This window comes from Bacillus sp. XF8 (assembly GCF_017498755.1).
In the GTDB taxonomy this organism is placed as follows: Bacteria; Bacillota; Bacilli; order Bacillales; family Bacillaceae_G; genus Bacillus_A; species Bacillus_A bingmayongensis.
In genome coordinates, this window is sequence record NZ_JAGDQK010000015.1 from 41,060 (window position 1) to 61,905 (window position 20,846).

17 protein-coding genes and 1 pseudogene are annotated in these 20,846 nt (G+C 35.4%); 6 read left to right on the forward strand and 12 right to left on the reverse strand.

The window, feature by feature from the left end:
* Positions 1-33: 33 nt before the first annotated feature.
* Together J4P91_RS09565 and J4P91_RS09570 are read right to left on the reverse strand one after the other, a co-directional pair.
* Entirely contained in the window at positions 34-1,092 is a 1,059-nt protein-coding gene (locus J4P91_RS09565) for a FecCD family ABC transporter permease (RefSeq protein WP_207993867.1), read from the reverse strand.
* On the reverse strand, positions 1,089-2,093 hold the full coding sequence (locus J4P91_RS09570) for a FecCD family ABC transporter permease (protein WP_207993868.1): 1,005 nt from the start codon (positions 2,091-2,093) through the stop codon (positions 1,089-1,091). Before J4P91_RS09570 ends, J4P91_RS09565 begins: the two co-directional genes overlap by 4 nt.
* 195 nt (positions 2,094-2,288) lie before the next feature.
* On the opposite strand from J4P91_RS09570, the gene J4P91_RS09575 reads away from it, so the two are divergent.
* Complete coding sequence (locus J4P91_RS09575; RefSeq protein WP_207993869.1) at positions 2,289-3,254, forward strand: ABC transporter substrate-binding protein; 966 nt, start codon at positions 2,289-2,291, stop codon at positions 3,252-3,254.
* Between the two features lie 380 nt (positions 3,255-3,634).
* Entirely contained in the window at positions 3,635-5,026 is a 1,392-nt protein-coding gene (locus J4P91_RS09580; RefSeq protein ID WP_207993870.1) for a peptide MFS transporter, read from the forward strand.
* A gap of 45 nt (positions 5,027-5,071) precedes the next feature.
* On the opposite strand, the gene J4P91_RS09585 is transcribed toward J4P91_RS09580, so the two are convergent.
* From J4P91_RS09585 to J4P91_RS09610, 6 genes and pseudogenes are all read right to left on the reverse strand, one after another.
* The gene (locus J4P91_RS09585) at positions 5,072-5,938 is read right to left on the reverse strand and encodes a carbon-nitrogen hydrolase (RefSeq protein WP_207993871.1); all 867 of its coding nucleotides are present in this window, start codon (positions 5,936-5,938) and stop codon (positions 5,072-5,074) included.
* A gap of 19 nt (positions 5,939-5,957) precedes the next feature.
* The gene (locus tag J4P91_RS09590) at positions 5,958-7,574 is read right to left on the reverse strand and encodes an amidohydrolase (protein ID WP_207993873.1); all 1,617 of its coding nucleotides are present in this window, start codon (positions 7,572-7,574) and stop codon (positions 5,958-5,960) included.
* Between the two features lie 10 nt (positions 7,575-7,584).
* A complete protein-coding gene (locus tag J4P91_RS09595) occupies positions 7,585-8,940 on the reverse strand; it encodes an APC family permease (RefSeq protein ID WP_243763786.1) in 1,356 nt (451 codons plus the stop codon).
* Positions 8,941-9,172: 232 nt separating this feature from the next.
* A complete protein-coding gene (locus J4P91_RS09600; protein ID WP_207993877.1) occupies positions 9,173-9,352 on the reverse strand; it encodes an acid-soluble spore protein H in 180 nt (59 codons plus the stop codon).
* Positions 9,353-9,468: 116 nt separating this feature from the next.
* Positions 9,469-9,756 (reverse strand): ArsR/SmtB family transcription factor, encoded by a 288-nt coding sequence (locus J4P91_RS09605; protein WP_003195107.1) that lies wholly within the window; start codon positions 9,754-9,756, stop codon positions 9,469-9,471.
* A 629-nt stretch (positions 9,757-10,385) separates the two neighbouring features.
* Positions 10,386-11,003 (reverse strand): annotated as a pseudogene (locus tag J4P91_RS09610) (IS200/IS605 family accessory protein TnpB-related protein); the annotation flags it as partial.
* Positions 11,004-11,288: 285 nt separating this feature from the next.
* Here J4P91_RS09610 and J4P91_RS09615 point away from each other — a divergent pair.
* Positions 11,289-12,911 carry a lactate permease LctP family transporter gene (locus J4P91_RS09615; RefSeq protein WP_207993879.1) on the forward strand — a complete coding sequence of 541 codons (1,623 nt, stop codon included), beginning with the start codon at positions 11,289-11,291 and terminating at the stop codon, positions 12,909-12,911.
* Between the two features lie 115 nt (positions 12,912-13,026).
* Here J4P91_RS09615 and aspA read toward each other — a convergent pair whose 3' ends face one another.
* From aspA to gloA2, 3 genes are all read right to left on the reverse strand, one after another.
* Positions 13,027-14,460, reverse strand: a complete 1,434-nt coding sequence (gene aspA, locus J4P91_RS09620; RefSeq protein WP_207993881.1) for an aspartate ammonia-lyase — start codon at positions 14,458-14,460, stop codon at positions 13,027-13,029.
* Positions 14,461-14,681: 221 nt separating this feature from the next.
* Complete coding sequence (locus tag J4P91_RS09625; protein ID WP_374192029.1) at positions 14,682-15,977, reverse strand: hemolysin family protein; 1,296 nt, start codon at positions 15,975-15,977, stop codon at positions 14,682-14,684.
* Positions 15,978-16,159: 182 nt separating this feature from the next.
* Complete coding sequence (gloA2, locus tag J4P91_RS09630) at positions 16,160-16,546, reverse strand: SMU1112c/YaeR family gloxylase I-like metalloprotein (RefSeq protein WP_207993882.1); 387 nt, start codon at positions 16,544-16,546, stop codon at positions 16,160-16,162.
* 92 nt (positions 16,547-16,638) lie between these two features.
* On the opposite strand from gloA2, the gene J4P91_RS09635 reads away from it, so the two are divergent.
* From J4P91_RS09635 to J4P91_RS09645, 3 genes are all read left to right on the forward strand, one after another.
* Positions 16,639-17,817, forward strand: coding sequence for a NupC/NupG family nucleoside CNT transporter (locus J4P91_RS09635; RefSeq protein WP_017149917.1), 1,179 nt, complete (start codon positions 16,639-16,641; stop codon positions 17,815-17,817).
* Positions 17,818-18,010: 193 nt separating this feature from the next.
* On the forward strand, positions 18,011-19,024 hold the full coding sequence (locus tag J4P91_RS09640) for an LCP family glycopolymer transferase (protein ID WP_207993884.1): 1,014 nt from the start codon (positions 18,011-18,013) through the stop codon (positions 19,022-19,024).
* A gap of 246 nt (positions 19,025-19,270) precedes the next feature.
* Positions 19,271-20,524 carry a VanW family protein gene (locus J4P91_RS09645; RefSeq protein WP_207993886.1) on the forward strand — a complete coding sequence of 418 codons (1,254 nt, stop codon included), beginning with the start codon at positions 19,271-19,273 and terminating at the stop codon, positions 20,522-20,524.
* Between the two features lie 4 nt (positions 20,525-20,528).
* On the opposite strand, the gene J4P91_RS09650 is transcribed toward J4P91_RS09645, so the two are convergent.
* Positions 20,529-20,801, reverse strand: coding sequence for a hypothetical protein (locus J4P91_RS09650; RefSeq protein WP_207993887.1), 273 nt, complete (start codon positions 20,799-20,801; stop codon positions 20,529-20,531).
* Positions 20,802-20,846 lie beyond the last annotated feature (45 nt).

Genomic DNA, 20,846 nt, shown 5'->3' on the forward strand with positions numbered 1-20,846 from the left:
ATAGATAGAAAACCATCTATGTACGCTTTACCTTTATGAATTTCGACTTTTATAAAGTAAATAAATAAAATACGGAGCACCGATTGCTGATGTAAATACACCTGCTGGGACTTCAAGCGGAGCAAAGACTGTGCGCCCAATTAAATCGGCAGCAAGTACTAAAATTGCACCAACAATAGCAGCAACTGGAAGCAGCGCACCATATAATGAACCGACTAATCTTCTTGAGATATGCGGTGCCATTAAACCAACAAATCCAATTCCACCTGCAAAAGCAACCGCTCCTCCAATTAACGCTGTACTAAGGAGCAATAGGAAAAATCTAGATTTCGTTAAGCGAATACCAAGTCCGGTAGCAATATCATCACCAAGTTCTTGTGCATTTAAATGCCTTGCAGCGACAAACGCAATCACCGTTAAAATAAGAACCCAAGGTGCTAACACCCCCACATTTTGCCACGAAGATCCGTAAACAGTACCAGTAATCCACACATTCGCTTGACTCGCTTGATAGATTGGCGCTAACAGCATGAATAATGTTGTCGCGGCTTTCGTTAGCGCCCAAAATCCAACGCCAATCAAAACAAGACTAATCGCTGATAATCCATCATTTCTCCATGCGAATAAATATACGAAAAATGCAACAATAGTTGCCCCAAGAAAAGCAGCCAGCGGCATATAATGAATGCTTACTGTTAAGGCATTGTTTTTATCACTAAATATAGCTAGGAATAATACAACCGCTACGCTAGCACCACCTGTAATCCCAATAATATCAGGAGACGCAAGTGGATTTCGAACAAGCCCTTGTAAAATACATCCTGCAACAGCAAGGGCTATTCCTACAAGAATTGCAATTAAAATACGAGGCATACGAAATTTATTGACAACCATGTTTGACATCGCATCACCATTCCCGGTAATTGCTTGCCATACATCATATGGAGCTACCTTCATCTCCCCCATACCTGCACTTGCAAAAAATAATCCTATTAAAACAATTAATAAACCTAACAAGACGAGCCAAGCTCGTTTATACATTAAAAACGAGAGGCCGTCTTTTCCTATACGAAACGGAATATACTTCTTCATTTGCTAAGCCCTCTCTTACGTGCAATATAAATAAAGAATGGTGCACCTATAAATGCTGTCATGACTCCGACTGGAACCTCTTGTGGCATGATAATATATCTCGCAGCAATATCTGCAAGCAACAGTAATATTGCACCTAATAGTCCACTATACGGCACCCTCCAGCGATGATCTACACCAACAAGTGCTCTTGCGAAATGAGGTGTAATAATTCCAACAAATCCAATTGGACCTGCGACAGCAACAGCTCCACCTGACAACAATACAATAACGAGCAAAACAACTGCCTTCATCACTACTGTTCTTTGTCCTAGCCCTTTTGCTACATCTTCTCCCATCATGAGCGTATTTACTTTCCCGGCCATCATAAGAGAAGCAATCCATCCAACTAATAAATATGGAAATACAGATTCCAATACTTCAAGCTTTCTACCTTGTACGGAACCAGCAAGCCAAAATAATACTTCTTCGAATGCCTTCTCATTCAATACAAGAAGCCCTTGTGTTAAAGAAGAAAACAAGGCACTTATTGCTACTCCTGCTAGCGTTAACTTAAGAGGAGTTGTCCCTTCTTTTCCTAAAGAACTAGAAGCAAATACAAGTGCTGCAGCAACTGCCGCACCTAAAAATGCGATCCACGTAAATGCTGATAAAGATGAAACCGAAAAAACAACAATGGCTACAACAATGAAAAAGGCAGCACCTGAGTTTAACCCGATAAAATCCGGAGCAGCAAGTGGATTTTTTGTTAAAGTTTGCATAAAGCAACCAGCGATGGCTAAACTAGCACCGACACTAGCAGCAATAAGCGCACGAGGTAAACGTACGTTTTGAATAATAATATGTTCATTCGAACCATTAAAATGGAAAAAAGCATCCAATGCTAATTTCCCACTTGTATTTGTATATCCAAAAATAATACTTCCCCAAATACAAGCAATAACTGCAATGATTCCAACAAATAATCCAACCCATTTTGCCCGATTTGTTTTTAATAACATGCAGCGTTTCTCCTTCAATGTATAATGATACGTTGTTAGTGTATTGCAACTTAAATTACGTTGTCAATGATAGTAATAATTATTTGCAATTATGAGGATAATAATTGTAAATTATTACTATTGACAATCTATTTCTAAAGCCGTAACATCAATTTTGCTAATGAAAATTATTCTCAATATGTAGGGGGATACATAATGAATTTTATCAAACAAAAATCGTTTGCATTATTTGCATTCGTACTATCATTTTCACTCCTTTTAGGTGCATGTGGTAACACGGACAATAAAGCAGAAACAAAAAAAGAAGACAAAAAAGAAATGATTACTGTCGAACATGCAATGGGTAAAACGGAAGTTCCTGCTAATCCAAAACGTGTTGTTATTTTAACAAATGAAGGAGCAGAAGCTTTACTTACTCTTGGTGTTACACCAGTAGGTGCTGCCGAAGCACCTACTGGTAATCCATTTTATCCACACACAAAGGATAAAATGAAAGATGTAAAAACTGTCGGTACCGAGCTTCAACCCAATGTAGAAGCAATTGCTTCTTTAAAACCCGACTTAATCATTGGTAACAAACTGCGTCACGAAAAAATATACGAGCAATTAAAAGGTATCGCTCCTACTGTTTTCTCAGAAACACTACGTGGTGAATGGAAAGATAACTTTAAACTTTATGCAAAAGCAGTAAATAAAGAAAAAGAAGGTCAAAAGGTATTAGCTGATTACGACAAACGTATAAAAGACTTAAAAGGCAAACTTGGAGATCAAGTAAATCAAGAAATTTCTATGGTACGCTTTATGCCTGGCGATGTTCGTATTTATCACGGAGATACATTCTCTGGGGTTATTTTAAAAGAACTTGGTTTCAAACGCCCTGGTGATCAAAACAAAAATGACTTTGCAGAGCGTAACGTGTCTAAAGAACGCATTCCTGCAATGGATGGCGATATCATCTTCTACTTCACTTACAATCAAGGAAATGAGAAAAAAGGTTCTGAATTAGAGAAAGAATATATCAATGATCCTCTATTCAAAAACTTAAATGCTTCCAAGAATGGTAAAACATACAAAGTTGACGATGTAATTTGGAATACAGCTGGCGGTGTAATGGCTGCTAACTTAATGCTAGATGATATTGAAAAACGATTTGTAAAATAGTATTTTTTTAAAAACAGCTCCCCTTTTCGAGAGCTGTTTTTTTAATTTCACGGAAGTGTCACATTATTTCATTTTGTATTTTTATTCCCAATATGTTATATTATAAAAGTAAATAAAATATATTTTCTTTATATCAGAATAGTTTTTTAAATCTAAATTTTCTGATTAGTCATTATTTTATTTTCTTTCGAACTTCAAATACTATATTTGAAAACGCTTATTATCTAATTTTCAGGGAAAAATACAGTAACGGTTAAGATTCAATAGATTATTTAAGAAATTTTCTTTCTATTCTTGTATAATTCTATTGACTTCTAAATATTTTGTAAATTAAAATGATTACATAAATATCCGTTATACAGGATTAGGGGGAAGCAAAAATGGATGCAGCTTTAAAATTAAAAAAAGCTGAAGAGCAACAATCACCAAAGAAACATCCACCTGGATTATATTTGTTGTTCTTAACAGAAATGTGGGAAAGATTTAGTTACTACGGAATGCGTGGACTTTTAGTCCTCTATTTAACAACAACTGTTGTAAGCGGAGGTCTTGGATTTGATAAGGCTTTTGCAGTGCAATTATACGGAATTTTCACAGCTTTAGTATATTTCACACCGATTATTGGTGGATGGTTAACTGACCACTTTATTACAAGACGTCATGCAATTACCCTTGGTGGTATTATTATGGCACTTGGTAACTTTGTTCTATTTTCAATGAATACAAAAACTGGTCTCTTTTTAGGATTAGGATTGTTAGTTATTGGTAATGGATTCTTCAAACCAAATATTTCTACCCTTTTAGGTGAACTATATGGTGAAAATGATTCACGCCGTGACAGTGCCTTCACAATCTTTTACATGGGTATCAACGTAGGGGCTTTCTTTGCACCACTTATTTGTGGTTTCCTAGCAGAAGATTTCTTTAAAACAAGCGTTGATGGCGTTATGGTTATGGGTTATAAATACGGGTTCCTTGCAGCTTGTATCGGTATGATTATTGGACAAATTTTCTTTAACCTATTAGCTCCTCGTTACCTTGGTAAAGCAGGAACAACAGTTGTAGGCAAAAAATCAAAAGACAAAAATGCAACAGTAATTGAGAAAAAACCTTTAACAAAACAAGAAAAGAACCGTACTTGGGCAATCATTATTTTAACTTGCTTCGTAGTTTTCTTCTGGGCAGGTTTTGAACAAGCTGGTAGCTCTTTAACACTATATACAAACACATTTGTTGATCGCACAATTTTCGGATGGGAAATTCCAACATCTTGGTTCCAATCGGTTAACCCAGCATTTATCGTACTATTAGCACCATTTGTATCTATGTTATGGATTAAACTTTCTAAATCAAAACGCGGAGATTTAAAAGTTCCAACAAAAATGGCACTTGGTATGATTTTGTTAGGTGTAGGTTACCTTGTTTTAACTTTAGCTGTTCTGAAAACTGGGAGCGACGAAGCAAATATTGCTACTAAAGCAAACTTATTATTCATCGTCTTCACATATATGTTCCATACAATTGGTGAATTATTCTTATCACCAATCGGTCTATCAATGGTAAGTGCGATAGCTCCTGTAAAATTAGCATCTCTATTAATGGGAGTATGGTTAGCAGGTTCTGGTATGGCAAACTACCTTGCTGGTGCATTAGCTGCCTTCACACAATCTTTAGGATATTTAGAAGTGTTTGCAAGCATCGGCATTATCGTAATTGTACTTGGCTTAGTACTTCTTATGTTCTCTAAAAAAATTGCACGTATGATGGAATAAGAAAATCAATAAAAAGAGACTCTGCTATAAGAGTCTCTTTTTATTTTATAATTCCACTGATTTTAGCGCTTCTTTTTCTAACAATGGCAAATACGTATCAGTACGGCGATCTCTTAAAAATTGAAGAAGGTTACGAACATTTTCAATTTCCTTCGTATCAATTGTTTGAATTAACACTCCCTCTTCTTCTTCTAAAGAACAGATAATTTCTCCCATTGGATTACTAATAAAGCTACCTCCATAAAATGTCATATCCTTTTCTTGTCCTACACGGTTTACAGCAGCCACAAACACACCATTATGAATACCATGAGCTGAAATAGCTTTTGTCCAAGCTTGCTTTGTAGAAAGCTCTGGATAATCGGGCTCTGAACCGATCGCTGAAGGATAAAATAATATTTCTGCACCTTTTAATGTCAAAATTCTCGCTACTTCAGGAAACCACTCATCCCAACATATACCAACTCCTATCCTCCCATATGTCGTATCATATACTGGATAACCAGTATTCCCTGGTGTGAAATAATATTTTTCATGATAATTTGGACCATCCGGAATATGATTTTTACGTGTTGTTCCCAAATACTTACCATCAGCATCAAAAACTGCTGCACTATTAAAATAAATCCCCTTTGCTGCCCATTCATAAAAAGGAACGATTAAGACTACACACAATTCTTTCGCTAATTGTTGCATCATTTGTAATGCATCATGCTTAAAAGAAATAGCTAATTCATAATTATAAACAGAGACATTTTGAGCAAAGTACTCGGCATGATACAGCTCTTGTAAACAAATAATCTTAGCACCCTTATTCGCTGCTTCTCTTACTTTTTCAATCGTTTTTTCTATATTTATTTTGATATTCTCACTACATGCTAATTGAACTAACCCTATTGTAATCGTGCTCATTCTTTTTCCCCTCCAGCTGTTAATTTTTGACACTTTGCTTTTCAGCTTGGAATACAACATTCCCATCTACCATTGTGAAAGTAACTGCCGCTTCTTTAATTTCTGTCACAGGTACATCAAATAAGTTACGATCCAATACGACTATATCAGCTAACTTTCCTACTTCTATTGTTCCTAGTTCATCTTCACGAAATGAAGCATATGCAGGAGCATATGTATATGCCCGTATAGCTTCAGCTAAAGAAACTCTTTCCTGTAAATTCCACTCTACGCCTTCATCATCTAACCTTGTTACCGCCCTATAAATTTCCGGTAACGGATTTAATGTAACTACAGGATAATCACTTCCAAATGCAAGCATTGCTCCGGCATCCATTAATGTTTTCATCAAATAATTGTGCTCTATTCTTTCTGATCCAATTAACTTCTTATATACTTCTCTACTTGTAAGATTAATATGTTCAGGCTGAATAGACGCCAGTACACCTAACTTTTGAAACCTCTCAATATCGCTTGGGTGAATCATTTCAACATGCTCAATTGCATGCCTTGCATCCCTTTTACCATTTTGTATTTGTGCCTCTTCAAAAGCGTCTAGCGCTAAACGTACTGCCCCATCCCCAATCGCATGAAACCTTACACGAAACCCTTCTTTATCCGCGTCGACTGTCCATTTTTTTATTATTTTTGGAGGATAAGTTGTATAACCATTTGTCGCGCGAGTACAGTATGGTTCTAGTAAGTACGCTGTATAGCTTGTTGTAACACCATCTATAAATTGTTTAAACCCACAAAATTGAACCATATTAGAGCGATACCTTTCACTTAAACGTTTTGCTAATTTTAAATCACCATTCAGAGGAGCCACAAAATGGACCCTTGTTGTTAACTTACCTTCCTTCTCGAATTCATCATATAGCTCCGCTTCTTCTACACCCATTTCAGGTATTCTCAATAAATCATGTACAGAGGTTACGCCATATTTTGCAGCTTCCATTAAAAAACTCTGAAGCAATGCTCTATTCCGCTCAGGATTAAACTGTAATACATGTGTCGCTAATCCTACTGCATTTTCCTTTAAGATTCCTGTTGGCTCGCCATTCTGATCTTTCACAACTTCTCCATAGGGTGGATTTTTCGTTCCTCTATGAATCCCCGCCATTTCTAAGGCCTTACTGTTTAGCCACGCACAATGAAATTCAGCATGATATAAAAACACGGGCCTGTCTGCAATGAGTTCGTCTAATATATTTCGATGGGGTTCTTCCTGAGCTTCCCACAAATTCTGCTCCCAACTACTTCCAACCACACAAGGTGCATTTCTATTTGTATCAGCGTGTTTCTTTACAAGCCTTGCAACTTCTTTAGCTGAGCGTGCATGAATAAGTTGTACCCCTTCATTCACTAAGCTCCCTAGCATAAGGTGAATATGAAAGTCATGAAATCCAGGCATAATAAGCTGATTTCCAAAATCATATATCATTGTGTGAGAATCAACATAATCTTGAATTTTATCTTTTTGAACAAGAGCAATAATTTTATTATTTTTAACCACAACAGAAGCTGAGATAAAGGTTTCTTTCGTTCCTGTAAACACAGCATTACTACTTAAAATAACATCTGCTTTTTTCGTCATCATTCTCCTCCTAAATCGATAATTCTTGTCCATCTTCTTTCTGTGATTCATCAAAATTCATTTGTGGTGGTTGAACACGGAATAATTTCGTTATATAGAGTAAGTAAACAATCCCAACAAGGGCCCATATTCCTCCTAGTACCATAGACATCTTATCCAAATCGCTCCATAACTTGATCGTTATACTCGCACCAATTAACGGAATCACAAAATATAAAATTGTAGATTTTAAAGATCTCTGACGTCCTTTAACAAAGTAATGAGCAATAACTGAGATGTTTACAAATGTAAAGGCAATTAGTGCACCAAAGTTAATGAAAGAAGTGATTGTAACAAGATCAGTAAATAGTGCAGCTAGAGCAAAAATACTTACCAAAATAATATTTTTGACAGGTGTTTGAAAGCGTGGATGTATATAGGAAAAGAATGTTTTCGGCAATACCGAATCCCTTCCCATTGCATATAAAATACGTGAAACACTAGCATGAGAAGTCAAAGCTGAAGTAAAAGAAGTTACTATCATTCCTGCAAGAAATAAAGCATTAAATAAATTTCCACCTATCATTCTAGCGATTTCAGCAGCTGCTGTATCTAGACTTTTAAAAGATGAATAATCCGGATGAATTAAGTGTGCCAAATAAGAAACAAGAATATAACAACTACCAGAACAAGCAATTACAAAGAATATCGCTTTCGGAATTGTCTTTGTTGGCTGAATCGTTTCTTCTGCAAAGGTTGTTAAAGCATCGAATCCTAAAAAGGATAAACAAAGAACAGAAGCACCCGCAAATGCCGTCAAAATCGACGAATCAGAATTTATAAATGGTTTTAACGAAAATAAGGTCCCTTCTCCGTTTCCTTTAAGAAGAGATATAATACATAGAATACAAAACAAGATTAATACTATATACTGGAATCCTAAAAAAATCATATTCATTGTAATCGTTAATTTTGTCCCTACAATATTGATTACAGTAACAATTACAATCATGGCAACAATCCATATACTAGAAGGAATAGACGGGAAATATTCAGATAAATAAAGTGCTATTATGAGGAAGTTAATCATGGGAATAAACAAATAATCCATTAAAATTATCCAACCAACCATAAAACCCAGCCCTGGGCTCAAAGATTTTTGCGTATACGTATAAGCAGATCCAGAAATCGGATAGGCCTTTGTCATTTGTCCGTAACTATATGCCGTAAATAACATGGCACATAGTGCAAGTATATACGCCGTAGGTATTACACCTTTTGATAAAGATTCTACAACTCCAAATGTAGTAAATACGGTTAATGGCGCCATGTAAGCTAAACCTAGTAATACTAACTGAAAAAAATTCAACGAACGCTTTAGCTTCATTTCATTCTTCACTTTTCAACCCCCTTCTTATTGTTACTTACTCTATGCAAATCATGTTCCAATTTGTCGTTACATAGAAAAAACTGGTTTTTTCAAGCTTTTCGATGAAAAAACAAAAAGGTGGTATCTACAAAAATATACCAATATGCATAAACTATGAATTATTGCATATTTCCTTCTATTTTTATAAATAAAAAGCGAAAGTTAGCTCCTGCAAGCTAACTTTCGCTTTTTATTGCTCTTCTAACGCTGTAACTTCTACTTGCACTGTTTCATGTGGTGTTTTCACATCATGTACATTTGCGATTCCACTTCCCTCATCACAACTTTCAATCCATACTGGCACACCATGATAAGTTACATCGATTCTACTCGAAGATGACAAAATTTGTTTCACACGCTTTACATCCATTCAGTATCTCTCCTTCTACTTATTACACTCCTTTTTATCTTTTCATATCTTTATGGAATATATTCCATAAAAAAAGACGTATATTTCTATACGTCTTTTTCCATAATATTCAAATTTTACGAAAATAATGTCTTTACAACTTCACTTACTTTCTCATTATGCACTTGATAATATACTTCTAAGCCACGTCTTTCAAAACGAACAACTTTATTCTGCTTTAACTTCGTTAAATGCTGTGAAACAGTAGATTGCGGAATTTCTAATACTTCTTGCAATTGTGTTACGTTACAAGTTCCGCGTCCCATAAGCTCCATTACAAGGCGAAGGCGGAGTGGGTGAGCTAACGCTCGTAGCATTTGTACATCCTCTTCTGAAATACGACAATCAAATTGATTTTGATTCATAAAGTTCCCCTCATTTTTTCGTTTTTATTTTCTTTTTATTTATTTATATATTTGTTTTTATATTTCCTGTTACGACACAACTTTATCAACCTAAAATAAAAAAATTATTTCCTCCTTTTATCAACATACAATTAAGGGCAAAAATCCCTGCTGATTTTGAATATTATACTACACGGCTTAGTGAAAAAGCAAAACATACAGATGGGAATACTTTGCTTCTAAATGCTGTTTTCTCAACCTTTTTGTTATATTTTTTTACTTACACTACTCCTTGTAATGATATTGTAAAATACTGTTCTGAAATGATATGCAAATGTAATCTTTTTAAGTTATTTGACCATTGAACTACCCCCACCTACCTCTATATGAGCTTGAGATGGGGGATTATACTGTTTCCGCCCTAACAAAAACACTTCCTCTCGTTCAACAAAGAGGATACAACGATATAGAAATTCGGTAGTGTCCTTAGGCAAGACGACCTCTTTCTATCTCCCGAGGAAAGCAGAAAAGGTACAGCTACTTTCTTCCTATATCGAGGCGAAGAACACCATGCCATGCATCCAGTTCCTAGACCTGTTATCTGCTCTGGTGACAAGCGTAAGAGACTGGGACAAGGGAATCTTTTTTCATTATGCAAACAGTTTTTCCAGTTTTTTCTTTTCGCTCTCAAATAAGTCTAATCGCTCGATTTGTAATGCCTCTTTCGGCTGATTTACATGATATAACTGATAGAAATGATACGTACGAATATCCAATCGATTGTTTAATTGATGCCAATGGCTCCAGTGATGTGCATCTTTCTTTGGAATATAAGACTGAAGCACCTGAGGCACTTTCTCTTTGTATCCTAATCCACGAAGACCAATTGTAAAGGCCGCTGATTGATGGATTGAAACCCCAAGTTTCCGCATATATTTCATCTTCCCTGAGATAGAAGTGTAAGCTGGATTGACTTGAAAGACAGCCACGCCCCTTTTATCCGCACGACCCAGACTCGCATTTGTCATCTTCTGATAAACGAACAGACTCTTCATTCGATTCACTCGCTTATTTCCGTACCGATCACCTGCCTTCGATTGCGTGGTATCTAACTTCTCGATTACAATCGGCTTGTTATACCGCTCTGCTAAGTTAACTAATCGAATCACTTCCGCTTCGATTATCTTTGTGATTTGTCCAGCAGATTTACCTATAACTGAAAAACGGAAGGAACCACTCCCTTTATAATTTCCATCCAAAGTGTAATTCATTTTAAACATGTAGGGCCTATGACATATGAAAATATGAAGTAATACATGGATAACGTATAAAAACCCGTATACTTTACAGCATACGGGTTTTTATTTTTTGTCTAGTTTATGAACAAAATGTAGCGGAATTTTTACAGTTAGCACTATTATAGAATAATTATACTTTTCTACGTTGACAATAGTGTTGAACAGGAATATACTTAGCAATGTAAGTTGATTGTGAATTGTTTCACAAATTAATGTGAATATCTTCACATACTATAGATAGGAGTTGTCATTATTATGAGTACTTGGACACAAATTTATGATCCGTTAAACAACATTTGGTTATCAGCACTTGTTGCCGCTCTTCCAATTTTATTCTTCGTTCTTTGTTTAACAGTATTTAAAGTTAAAGGATATTTATCAGGGCTTTATAGCGTAATTTTAGCAATCATTCTTTCCATATTTGTTTACAAAATGCCTGCAACTATGGCAGTATCATCCGCTGCATTTGGAGTAGCAGCCGGGTTTTATCCAATTTGTACAATCGTTATTGCAGCAATTTTTCTTTATAAATTAACAGTAAAAACTGAACAATTTAATGTTATTCGTGATAGTATTTCTAGTATTACAAGCGACCGTCGTCTTCAAGTCTTGTTAATCGCTTATTCTTTCGGTGCTTTCTTAGAAGGTGCAGCTGGTTTTGGTGTACCGGTTGCAATTACAGCAGCATTACTTGTAGGTATGGGCTTTAATCCATTAAAAGCAGCAGGTATTTGCTTAGTTGCAAATATTGCTGGTGGAGCAATGGGAGCAATGGGTATTCCAGTTACAGTACCTGCTCAATTAACACAGATGGATGCATTAATTGTTGGTCGTCAAACTGTAACATTATTACCTTTCATTAGCTTTGTATTGCCATTCTTACTTGTTGCAATGGTAGACGGTTTTAAAGGGATTAAAGAAACTTGGCAAGGTATCCTTGTAAGTGGTGGTTCATTTGCCATTACACAATTTGTTGTAACATATTTCCTTGGGGCTGAATTAACTGATATTTTCGCAGCTGTTGTCAGCATGGTTGCATTAGCTTTATTCTTACGTGTATGGCAACCAAAATCTTCAGCTCAATCTACAGATCAACAAGTGGAAAAACATGGTTACACAATGAAACAAATTCTATATGCTTGGTCACCATTTGCTTTTCTAACTGCATTTGTAACAATTTTTAATTTAAAAGTGATCAAAGGCTTATTTGCTCCAGACGGTGCATTAGGAAGCTTAGTGTGGAACATCCAAATTCCTGGTTTACACAATCAAGTAATTAAAACAACACCTATTGTAAATGCGGACACACCATTTGCAGCGCTCTTCAAGCTAGATGTATTTTCATCTACAACTACTGCGATTGTGCTAGCAATTATCGTATCTTTACTTGTATATCGTGCAAAAGGGCAATTAGTTAAAGAACTAACTATTGAAACATTAAAAGAATTGAAAGCACCAATTTATACAATTTGTAGTGTAATTGCATTAGCATATGTAACAAACTATTCTGGTATGTCTTCTACTCTTGGACTAGCTTTATCATCTACTGGTGATGCTTTCCCAATCTTATCTCCAATCCTAGGTTGGATCGGCGTATTCTTAACTGGTTCAGTAGTATCAAGTGGTTCTTTATTCGCACCGCTTCAAGCAGTAACTGCAGCTCAATTAGATATCGTTCCATCTACACTGGTTGCATTAAACGTAGTCGGCGGTACAATGGCAAAAATGGTTTCACCACAATCAGTAGCAGTTGCTTGTGCAGCCGTTGGACTAGTTGGTAAAGAATCTGCTCTATTTAAAACAGCAATGAAATATAGCTTAATTTTCTTAGCAATAATTAGCCTACTTCAATTAACTTCTATATTTAATATCTTTTAAAAGCTGAAAACGATCCCTTCTATAAGGAATCGTTTTCAGCTTTTTTCTCTTTTTCAATGAAAGTTTTCCTTTTATTCATTACGAATAAAAGGAAAACAATCCTGATATACATGTATCAGGATTGTTTATTTTTTAATAACCATGCTCCAGCTATTTCAGGATGCGTCATTTCATATGGATCCAAAATAATATCGAGCTCTTCTTCTGTTAACACACCATGCTCTAAGCAAAGCTCACGAACAGATTTACCTGTCGCAATTGCTTCACGAGCAATTCGAGATGCCGTCTCATATCCAATATGAGGATTCACTGCCGTAATAATCCCAACGCTTTTCTCAACATATTGTTTTAACAACGCTTCATTTGCAGTAATATCCTTAATACAATACTCACGAAATACACGGAATGCATTATTCATAATACTAATGGATTGAATTAAATTAAATACTAACACCGGCTCCATTACATTTAGTTCTAATTGTCCTGCTTCTGATGCTAAACATATAGTATGGTCATTTCCAATAACTTGGAAGGCAACTTGGTTAATCACTTCTGCCATAACTGGATTTACTTTTCCTGGCATAATAGATGATCCTGGTTGACGAGCTGGTAATTGAATTTCAGCTAATCCGACACGTGGACCAGATGCCATAATACGCAAGTCATTTGCAATTTTAGACATATTCATCATACATACTTTTAGTGCTGCTGATACTTCTGTATACGCATCTGTATTTTGCGTTGCATCCACTAAATGTTCCGCGCCAACTAGTGGAAATCCACTAATACTGCGTAAATACTTAACAACCTGCTCGATATAAGTCGGATTTGCATTTAATCCTGTTCCAACAGCCGTTGCACCCATATTCACTTCATACAAATGTTGACGAGACTGCCTAATGCGTTTTATATCGCGCCCAAGCACACGACTGTACGCTTCAAATTCTTGACCAAGTCGAATTGGAACTGCATCCTGCAAATGCGTACGCCCCATTTTTATCACATGATCAAATTCTTTTGCTTTATCAATAAATGCACCATGAAGTGCATCCATTGTAATAAGAAGTTTTTCTAACATCATAAGCACCGCAATATGAATTCCTGTCGGAAACGCATCATTTGTTGATTGCGCCATGTTCACATGTGTATTTGGACTAATCGTTGCATAGCTTCCTTTTTCATAACCCATTCTCTCAAGGGCACGGTTTGCAATAACCTCATTTGTATTCATATTAATAGACGTTCCTGCCCCGCCTTGAATTGGATCAACAATAAACTGCTCATGAAACTTTCCATCAATAATTTCCTGAGCCGATTTTACAATTTCTTCGCCAATACTTGCTTGCAAATAACCTGTCTCCATATTGGCAAGTGCTGCAGCTTTTTTGACCATTGCCATTGCTGTAATTAATGAGGTATGAATACGATATCCTGTAATCGGAAAATTTTCTACAGCTCGTAATGTTTGAACGCCGTAGTAAGCTGTATTTGGTACTTCCTTTTCTCCTAGAAAGTCTTTTTCAATACGTATATCTTTGGTTGCTATCATTTTTTCATCACCTGTACTTTTCATTCTAATCGATGACCTAAAAACATTTTCTATGAAAATATGATTTTTGTCAGAGATATATTCCCATATCTTCCTTCACTATAGCACCTTTTTTGAAAGCGCAAATAATACTGTTTTTCTGCAAAATTAATTCCTCAATCATACATCTACATTGAAAATTTAATCAGTGGGAATTCCCCCTTCCCACTGATTTATAAAGATCAAGCAATTGCTGTATCTTCCGCCTCAAATTTCTTTATTTCTACTCGCTTAATTTGATGCATATCTTTTTCAAGAACTTTAAAAATCCAGCCATTTGTCTCAATGACATCGCCTTCAGTAATTGTCTGTTTTTGCATCATGATCCAGCCACCAATTGTATCTACATCGTCAGCAAATAGATGCACACCAAGCAAATCATTTACTTCACTAATGAGTACTTTTCCATCTACAATTTTATATGTTTCGCTTACATGTTCGATAGGCGGATGTTCATCTTCATCATATTCATCCCGGATTTCACCAACAATTTCCTCCAAAATATCTTCAAGTGTCACAATCCCTGCTGTTCCTCCATATTCATCATATAAAACAGCAAGAGGAATTCGTCTTTTTTGCATTTGCAGTAACAAATCATGAATTGGAATATTTTCTAATACTTCAATAACAGGTCTTGTATATGGTTTGATAGAGCATTCTTCATTTCGTCCACCATCCATATAGCGAATAAATAAGTCTTTTACATTAACCATTCCAATAATCTCATCTTTATCCTCTCCAAATACAGGATACCTTGTATACTTTTCTTGTCCAATCACTTTAATATGTGTCTCGAACGGTTCATCTTCATATAAACCGACTATTTCAGTACGCGGGACCATAATTTCTTTTGCTAACCGATTATCAAATTCAAAAATATTATTTACATATTTAAATTCCGCCTGATTAATTTCCCCACTTTCATAACTCTCCGATAAAATAAGTCTTAATTCCTCTTCTGAATGTGCAACTTCATGCTCAGAAGCGGGGTGTAATCCAAATATACCAGTCACGAGGCGAGCCGATCCATTTAGAGCCCAAATAAATGGATACATAATACGGTAAAAATAAATGAGCGGCCGAGATAGTAACAAACTTACTTGCTCCGCTTTTTGAATGGCAAGTGTTTTTGGTGCCAATTCCCCAATTACAACATGCAAAAATGTAATAACGGCAAATGCAATAATAAAAGAGACCGTACTTGCAACCGCCGGTGAAAGTGCTAGCCTTAAAAATAACGGCTCTAATACATGTTTTATAGTTGGCTCACCTAGCCAACCTAGTCCTAGAGCTGTAATTGTAATCCCAAGCTGACATGCTGATAAGTATTCGTCTAAATTTGAAATTACTTTCCTAGCTGCCAATGCCTCTCTTTTTCCTTCCCCTACAAGCTGATCAATACGACTGCTACGCACTTTTATAATTGCAAATTCAACTGCCACAAAAAAACCTGTTAACGCAATAAGAAGAGCCACCATCATTAATTTAACAAATTCCAAAGAACACCTTTAGCTTTTCTTAGCTAAAGTTACACCTCCTTTTCAAAAGAAGTTTTTTCCAAAATACAAAAACTGATTTAGAAAAAGACTAATGGAAGTTTCACTTTGTTCTTATTCTCTTCATTTGTCAAAAAGCAAACCTATATAAAATTCCCCAATTTTTAACCTTCATATAACTCTAACGGTAAACAATCGGGATCTTGGAAAAATACAAACTGTTTTCCCGTTATTTCATCAACACGTATTGATTCTGTCTCTACTCCGCATTGATTTAGATGCCTAACTGCCTCCTGTATATCTGTAACTGCAAATGCTAAATGTCTAAGGCCAGCTGCTTCAGGGAAACTTGGCCGATCTGGAGGATTTGGAAACGAAAATAACTCAATTTGATACTGTCCTCCTACACATAAATCTAATTTATAGGAATCCCTCTCTTCTCTGTACACTTCATTTAATACTTTAAAACCTAAAATTCTTGTATAAAAATCTCTGGATATTTTATAATCAGAACAAATAATTGCAATATGATGAATTCTAAATATATCCATTCCCTACTTCATTCCTCTCTTTACTAAACGTGCATATTCTTCTTTGAAATGAAAAACCTATGTAATAGAATATCTCTTTTAGGGGGCTAATTATGCGATTTGTTACTTTTTTTCTCGGTCTTGTTTTTGTTTTCTTTCTTGCCTACATTGCAAGTAATAATAAAAAGCATATTAAATTCAAACCCATTCTCATCATGCTTATTATACAGATAATTTTAACCTATTTACTATTAAATACCGCAATTGGTCTTGTGCTTGTAACTATGATTTCAAATTTATTTACAAAATTATTGGATTATGCTGCGTCTGGGGTAAATTTCGTATTTGGTGGTATTGCCAATAAAGGGGAAATGCCATTCTTCTTAAATGTACTCTTGCCAATTGTCTTCATTTCTGTCTTAATTGGTATTTTACAACATTTCAAGATATTACCATTTTGTATTCGTTGGATTGGGTTTTTCCTCAGTAAAATCAATGGACTTGGAAAACTGGAATCTTATAATGCTGTTGCTTCTGCCATTGTAGGCCAATCAGAAGTATTCATTACCGTAAAAAAACAGCTTGCGCAAATTCCAAAACATCGTCTCTATACACTATGCGCCTCCGCCATGTCGACCGTATCGATGTCAATCGTCGGTGCTTATATGACAATGATTGAGCCAAAATATGTAGTAACCGCTCTTGTCTTAAATTTATTCAGTGGTTTTATTATTGTACTTATTATTAATCCATATGAAGTGAAAGAAGAAGAAGACATTTTAGAAATTAAAGGCGAAAAACAGACCTTTTTTGAGATGCTTGGAGAATACATTCTAGATGGATTTCGCGTTGCTATTGTGGTCGGTGCCATGTTAATTGGATTTGTTGCCTTAATTAGCTGTATTAATGATTTATTCCATCTTATTTTTGGAATTACATTTCAACAGTTACTTGGTTATGTTTTCTCTCCTATCGCTTTCCTTATCGGTGTGCCAAGTAAAGAAATTGTCACAGCAGGAAGCATTATGGCTACAAAGCTTGTAACGAATGAATTCGTTGCCATGATGGATCTCAGCAAACTTGCAAATACCCTCTCTCCTCGTACAGTGGGCATTATTTCCGTTTTTCTTGTATCCTTTGCTAACTTCTCTTCTATCGGAATTATTTCCGGTGCCGTTAAAGGGTTAAATGAAGAACAAGGTAATGTCGTTGCTCGCTTCGGTTTAAAACTGTTATACGGTGCAACACTCGTCAGCATTTTATCTGCAATTATTGTAAGCATTATGCTATAAAGAGGTAACATTTAATCCTTTTCTTATTCAATCTTTTTGTATACAATACGAATAGATGTCTCATAAATAATCGAGACATCTATTTTTTATACATGTACAACAATATCTATTTAGCGTACAATATCTTTTATGTGTCTCATTTACACATTATAAAAGAATATACAAATTGAATGATTTAAAGGAGAACTAAATAATGAACTCAGATTTAGAAAATACTGATAGAACCTCCAAGAGGCGATTTAAGAAAAGACGCCTACTATGGTTTGTTCTCATTCCGCTACTCATTGTAACGATTGGTGGTGGAAGCTATTCTTTCCACATATACAGTAAAGCAAAATCAATTATAAATAATGCCTATTCTAAACTAGATAGAGGCGATAAATCCGATAAACGAGAAAAAGCCGTTAAGCCAATGACCGATAATGTTTCTGTCCTTATTATGGGGGTTGATGAAAGTGATCTTCGTGAAAAATCTTATGGTAAAGCAACGCGTACAGATGCATTGTTGCTTGCTACAATCAATAAAAATGATAAATCAGTAAAGCTTGTTAGCATACCACGTGACTCACGTGTGTATATTAAATCACGCGATAAACAAGATAAAATCACGCACGCTCACGTATTTGGAGGCGTAGATAGTACAATTGATACAGTTGAGAACTTTTTAAATGTTCCTGTTGACTACTATGTGAAATTTAACTTTAAATCCTTTATAAAAATTGTCGATTCTCTTGGTGGCATCACTGTAGACGTTCCTGTTGAATTTACAGAGCAAAATAGTAAAGATGAAGCAGGCGCAGTCCATCTTAAAAAGGGGCGTCAGCATCTAAATGGTGAAGAAGCACTTGCTTTAGCAAGGACTCGTCATATCGATAGCGATTATATGCGCGGTCAGCGTCAACAGCTTGTTTTAGAAGCAATTGCTCAAAAAGCACTATCTATAAATTCCATTAATAAAATTGGTGGTTTATTAGATGCTGTTGAACATGATTTAAAAACAAACTTAACATTTGATGACATGATGACAATTACTAAGAACACAATGGGATCCGATTTAAAGATGGATAAACTCCAAGTAAAAGGTAGCGATAAATATATCGGTGGCATCTACTACTACATTCCTGATGAAAAGAGTGTACAGGACATATCCAAAACATTAAAAGAACATCTCGGTGTTACGAATAAAACTGAACATAAAAAATTATAATAAAAAGGCTGCTAGGAATTTTCCAGCAGCCTTTTTATTATAATTTCCAACAAAATACTTCCATTTTCTTACGCAAATAATGACAAAAAGAGACAAATGTTACAGGATTGTAACGTTTTTTATAAAAACATTACACCCATAAGGAAAATAATAGTATACTAGTACATACATAATACTATTTTTATCATTCATACATAAAAAACGAATACATATAACCTTATATATTAACTTTTTGGGGGGAAGTAAATGAAGCTACGTAAATTACTTATTAGTTCTGCTGTCACTGGTGGAATATTACTATGTGCAGGTGGGATTGTTGGTTATCAATACGTTTCTAAATTAAATAAACAGCTCGATACAAATGTATTGCCACATACTACATTTGAAGGCACTTCTCTTGATGGTAAAAGTAAAAAAGATGTCCAAGAAATTATTCAAAAAAAAATTGATGAATCCAATAAAAAATCTCTTAACTATGCATTCCAGGGTAATACACAAACTTATACGTGGAAAGACCTAGGGATTGAATATAAAGAAAAAGACATTGTCGAAAAAATCTTTAAAGAGCAAAAAGGAAACATTATGGATCGCTATAAAATACGAAAACAAGCTGAAAACGGCGAGCTTAAACGTGAATATAAATTAACGCCATACCTGAATACAACAGCTTATGAAGCTTTTATGAAAGAAAAATACAACGAAACTTTAAAGGAACCTGTAAATGCTGAATTAAGTGTTACTGGAACAACAGTAAATATTAGTTCAAGTCAAAATGGCGAAAAAGTTGATAAAGAAAAATTAAAAGAACTAACAACACAAGCAATTACTACTGGTACACAAGACATTCAGCTCCCAATTGCCTCCATAAAGCCAGAACGCTCTACAGAAGATATTCAAAACATGGGAATTACAGAGGTTATTGCTGAATATTCTACTCCTATGACTGGTCGAAACGGCAGTCAATCCTTTAATGTAAACAAATCTGCGAATACTTTAAGTGGCGCAATTGTAGCGCCTGACGAAACATTTAGTTTTAACGGACGCGTTGGTATTACAGATGCAGCCCATGGTTATAAATCCGCTGCTGTTTTTTTACAAGGAAAAGTTGTACAAAGTGCTGGAGGTGGCGTTTGCCAAGTTAGTAGTACTCTATATGGGGCAGCATTACGCGCTGATTTAGGAGTTGTTGCTCGTAGTAACCATTCTATGCCTGTTCACTACTTACCACTTGGTCAAGATGCTGCTGTAGCAGATTATGGACCAGATTTAAAATTCAAAAATAATACCGGCAAGCATATTTATATTCAAGCATTTTCTAATGGCAGTAGCATAACTACACGTATTTTCGGTACACCTACTGGCAAGAACGTAGAAGTTTCATCAAAAGTAATTAGTAATACTGGAAATAAAATTACGGCTGTCACATATAAAAAAGTAACACAAAACGGTCAGGTCATCTCAAATGGCCAAATTTCAAAAAGTGTATACAAAAAGGCGTGATGCTTCACGCCTTTTTGTTTTGCAATAAATGTAAAAATGTCTCTATATGTTCTCTCGTCTCTTCTAATGACCATATACGATTTCCTTGTTTGGCTGCTAATAAACAACCATCTTCCCATGCTTCTGTCTGCTTTATATATAATAACTCGCTTTTTAACTTTTCAATTGTTTCCTGTTCCTCTTGCTCTAAAAAATCCGTCATTACATCTACTATTTCTTCTTCATACACACTTAACGTACAGTATGATTTTAGAAAATATTGGAGCGTTGGATACATGCTATTCCTCTCCTTTCCTATTTATCCCGCTATTTGCAGGTAACA

What these genes read in the sequence shown, in the direction of transcription:
- J4P91_RS09565 (WP_207993867.1), bottom strand. Translation starts at nt 1,092, where the DNA reads ATGAAGAAGTATATTCCGTTTCGTATAGGAAAAGACGGCCTCTCGTTT.
- J4P91_RS09570 (WP_207993868.1), bottom strand. Translation starts at nt 2,093, where the DNA reads ATGTTATTAAAAACAAATCGGGCAAAATGGGTTGGATTATTTGTTGGA.
- J4P91_RS09575 (WP_207993869.1), top strand. Translation starts at nt 2,289, where the DNA reads ATGAATTTTATCAAACAAAAATCGTTTGCATTATTTGCATTCGTACTA.
- J4P91_RS09580 (WP_207993870.1), top strand. Translation starts at nt 3,635, where the DNA reads ATGGATGCAGCTTTAAAATTAAAAAAAGCTGAAGAGCAACAATCACCA.
- J4P91_RS09585 (WP_207993871.1), bottom strand. Translation starts at nt 5,938, where the DNA reads ATGAGCACGATTACAATAGGGTTAGTTCAATTAGCATGTAGTGAGAAT.
- J4P91_RS09590 (WP_207993873.1), bottom strand. Translation starts at nt 7,574, where the DNA reads ATGACGAAAAAAGCAGATGTTATTTTAAGTAGTAATGCTGTGTTTACA.
- J4P91_RS09595 (WP_243763786.1), bottom strand. Translation starts at nt 8,940, where the DNA reads ATGAAGCTAAAGCGTTCGTTGAATTTTTTTCAGTTAGTATTACTAGGT.
- J4P91_RS09600 (WP_207993877.1), bottom strand. Translation starts at nt 9,352, where the DNA reads ATGGATGTAAAGCGTGTGAAACAAATTTTGTCATCTTCGAGTAGAATC.
- J4P91_RS09605 (WP_003195107.1), bottom strand. Translation starts at nt 9,756, where the DNA reads ATGAATCAAAATCAATTTGATTGTCGTATTTCAGAAGAGGATGTACAA.
- J4P91_RS09615 (WP_207993879.1), top strand. Translation starts at nt 11,289, where the DNA reads ATGAGTACTTGGACACAAATTTATGATCCGTTAAACAACATTTGGTTA.
- aspA (WP_207993881.1), bottom strand. Translation starts at nt 14,460, where the DNA reads ATGATAGCAACCAAAGATATACGTATTGAAAAAGACTTTCTAGGAGAA.
- J4P91_RS09625 (WP_374192029.1), bottom strand. Translation starts at nt 15,977, where the DNA reads ATGGTGGCTCTTCTTATTGCGTTAACAGGTTTTTTTGTGGCAGTTGAA.
- gloA2 (WP_207993882.1), bottom strand. Translation starts at nt 16,546, where the DNA reads ATGGATATATTTAGAATTCATCATATTGCAATTATTTGTTCTGATTAT.
- J4P91_RS09635 (WP_017149917.1), top strand. Translation starts at nt 16,639, where the DNA reads ATGCGATTTGTTACTTTTTTTCTCGGTCTTGTTTTTGTTTTCTTTCTT.
- J4P91_RS09640 (WP_207993884.1), top strand. Translation starts at nt 18,011, where the DNA reads ATGAACTCAGATTTAGAAAATACTGATAGAACCTCCAAGAGGCGATTT.
- J4P91_RS09645 (WP_207993886.1), top strand. Translation starts at nt 19,271, where the DNA reads ATGAAGCTACGTAAATTACTTATTAGTTCTGCTGTCACTGGTGGAATA.
- J4P91_RS09650 (WP_207993887.1), bottom strand. Translation starts at nt 20,801, where the DNA reads ATGTATCCAACGCTCCAATATTTTCTAAAATCATACTGTACGTTAAGT.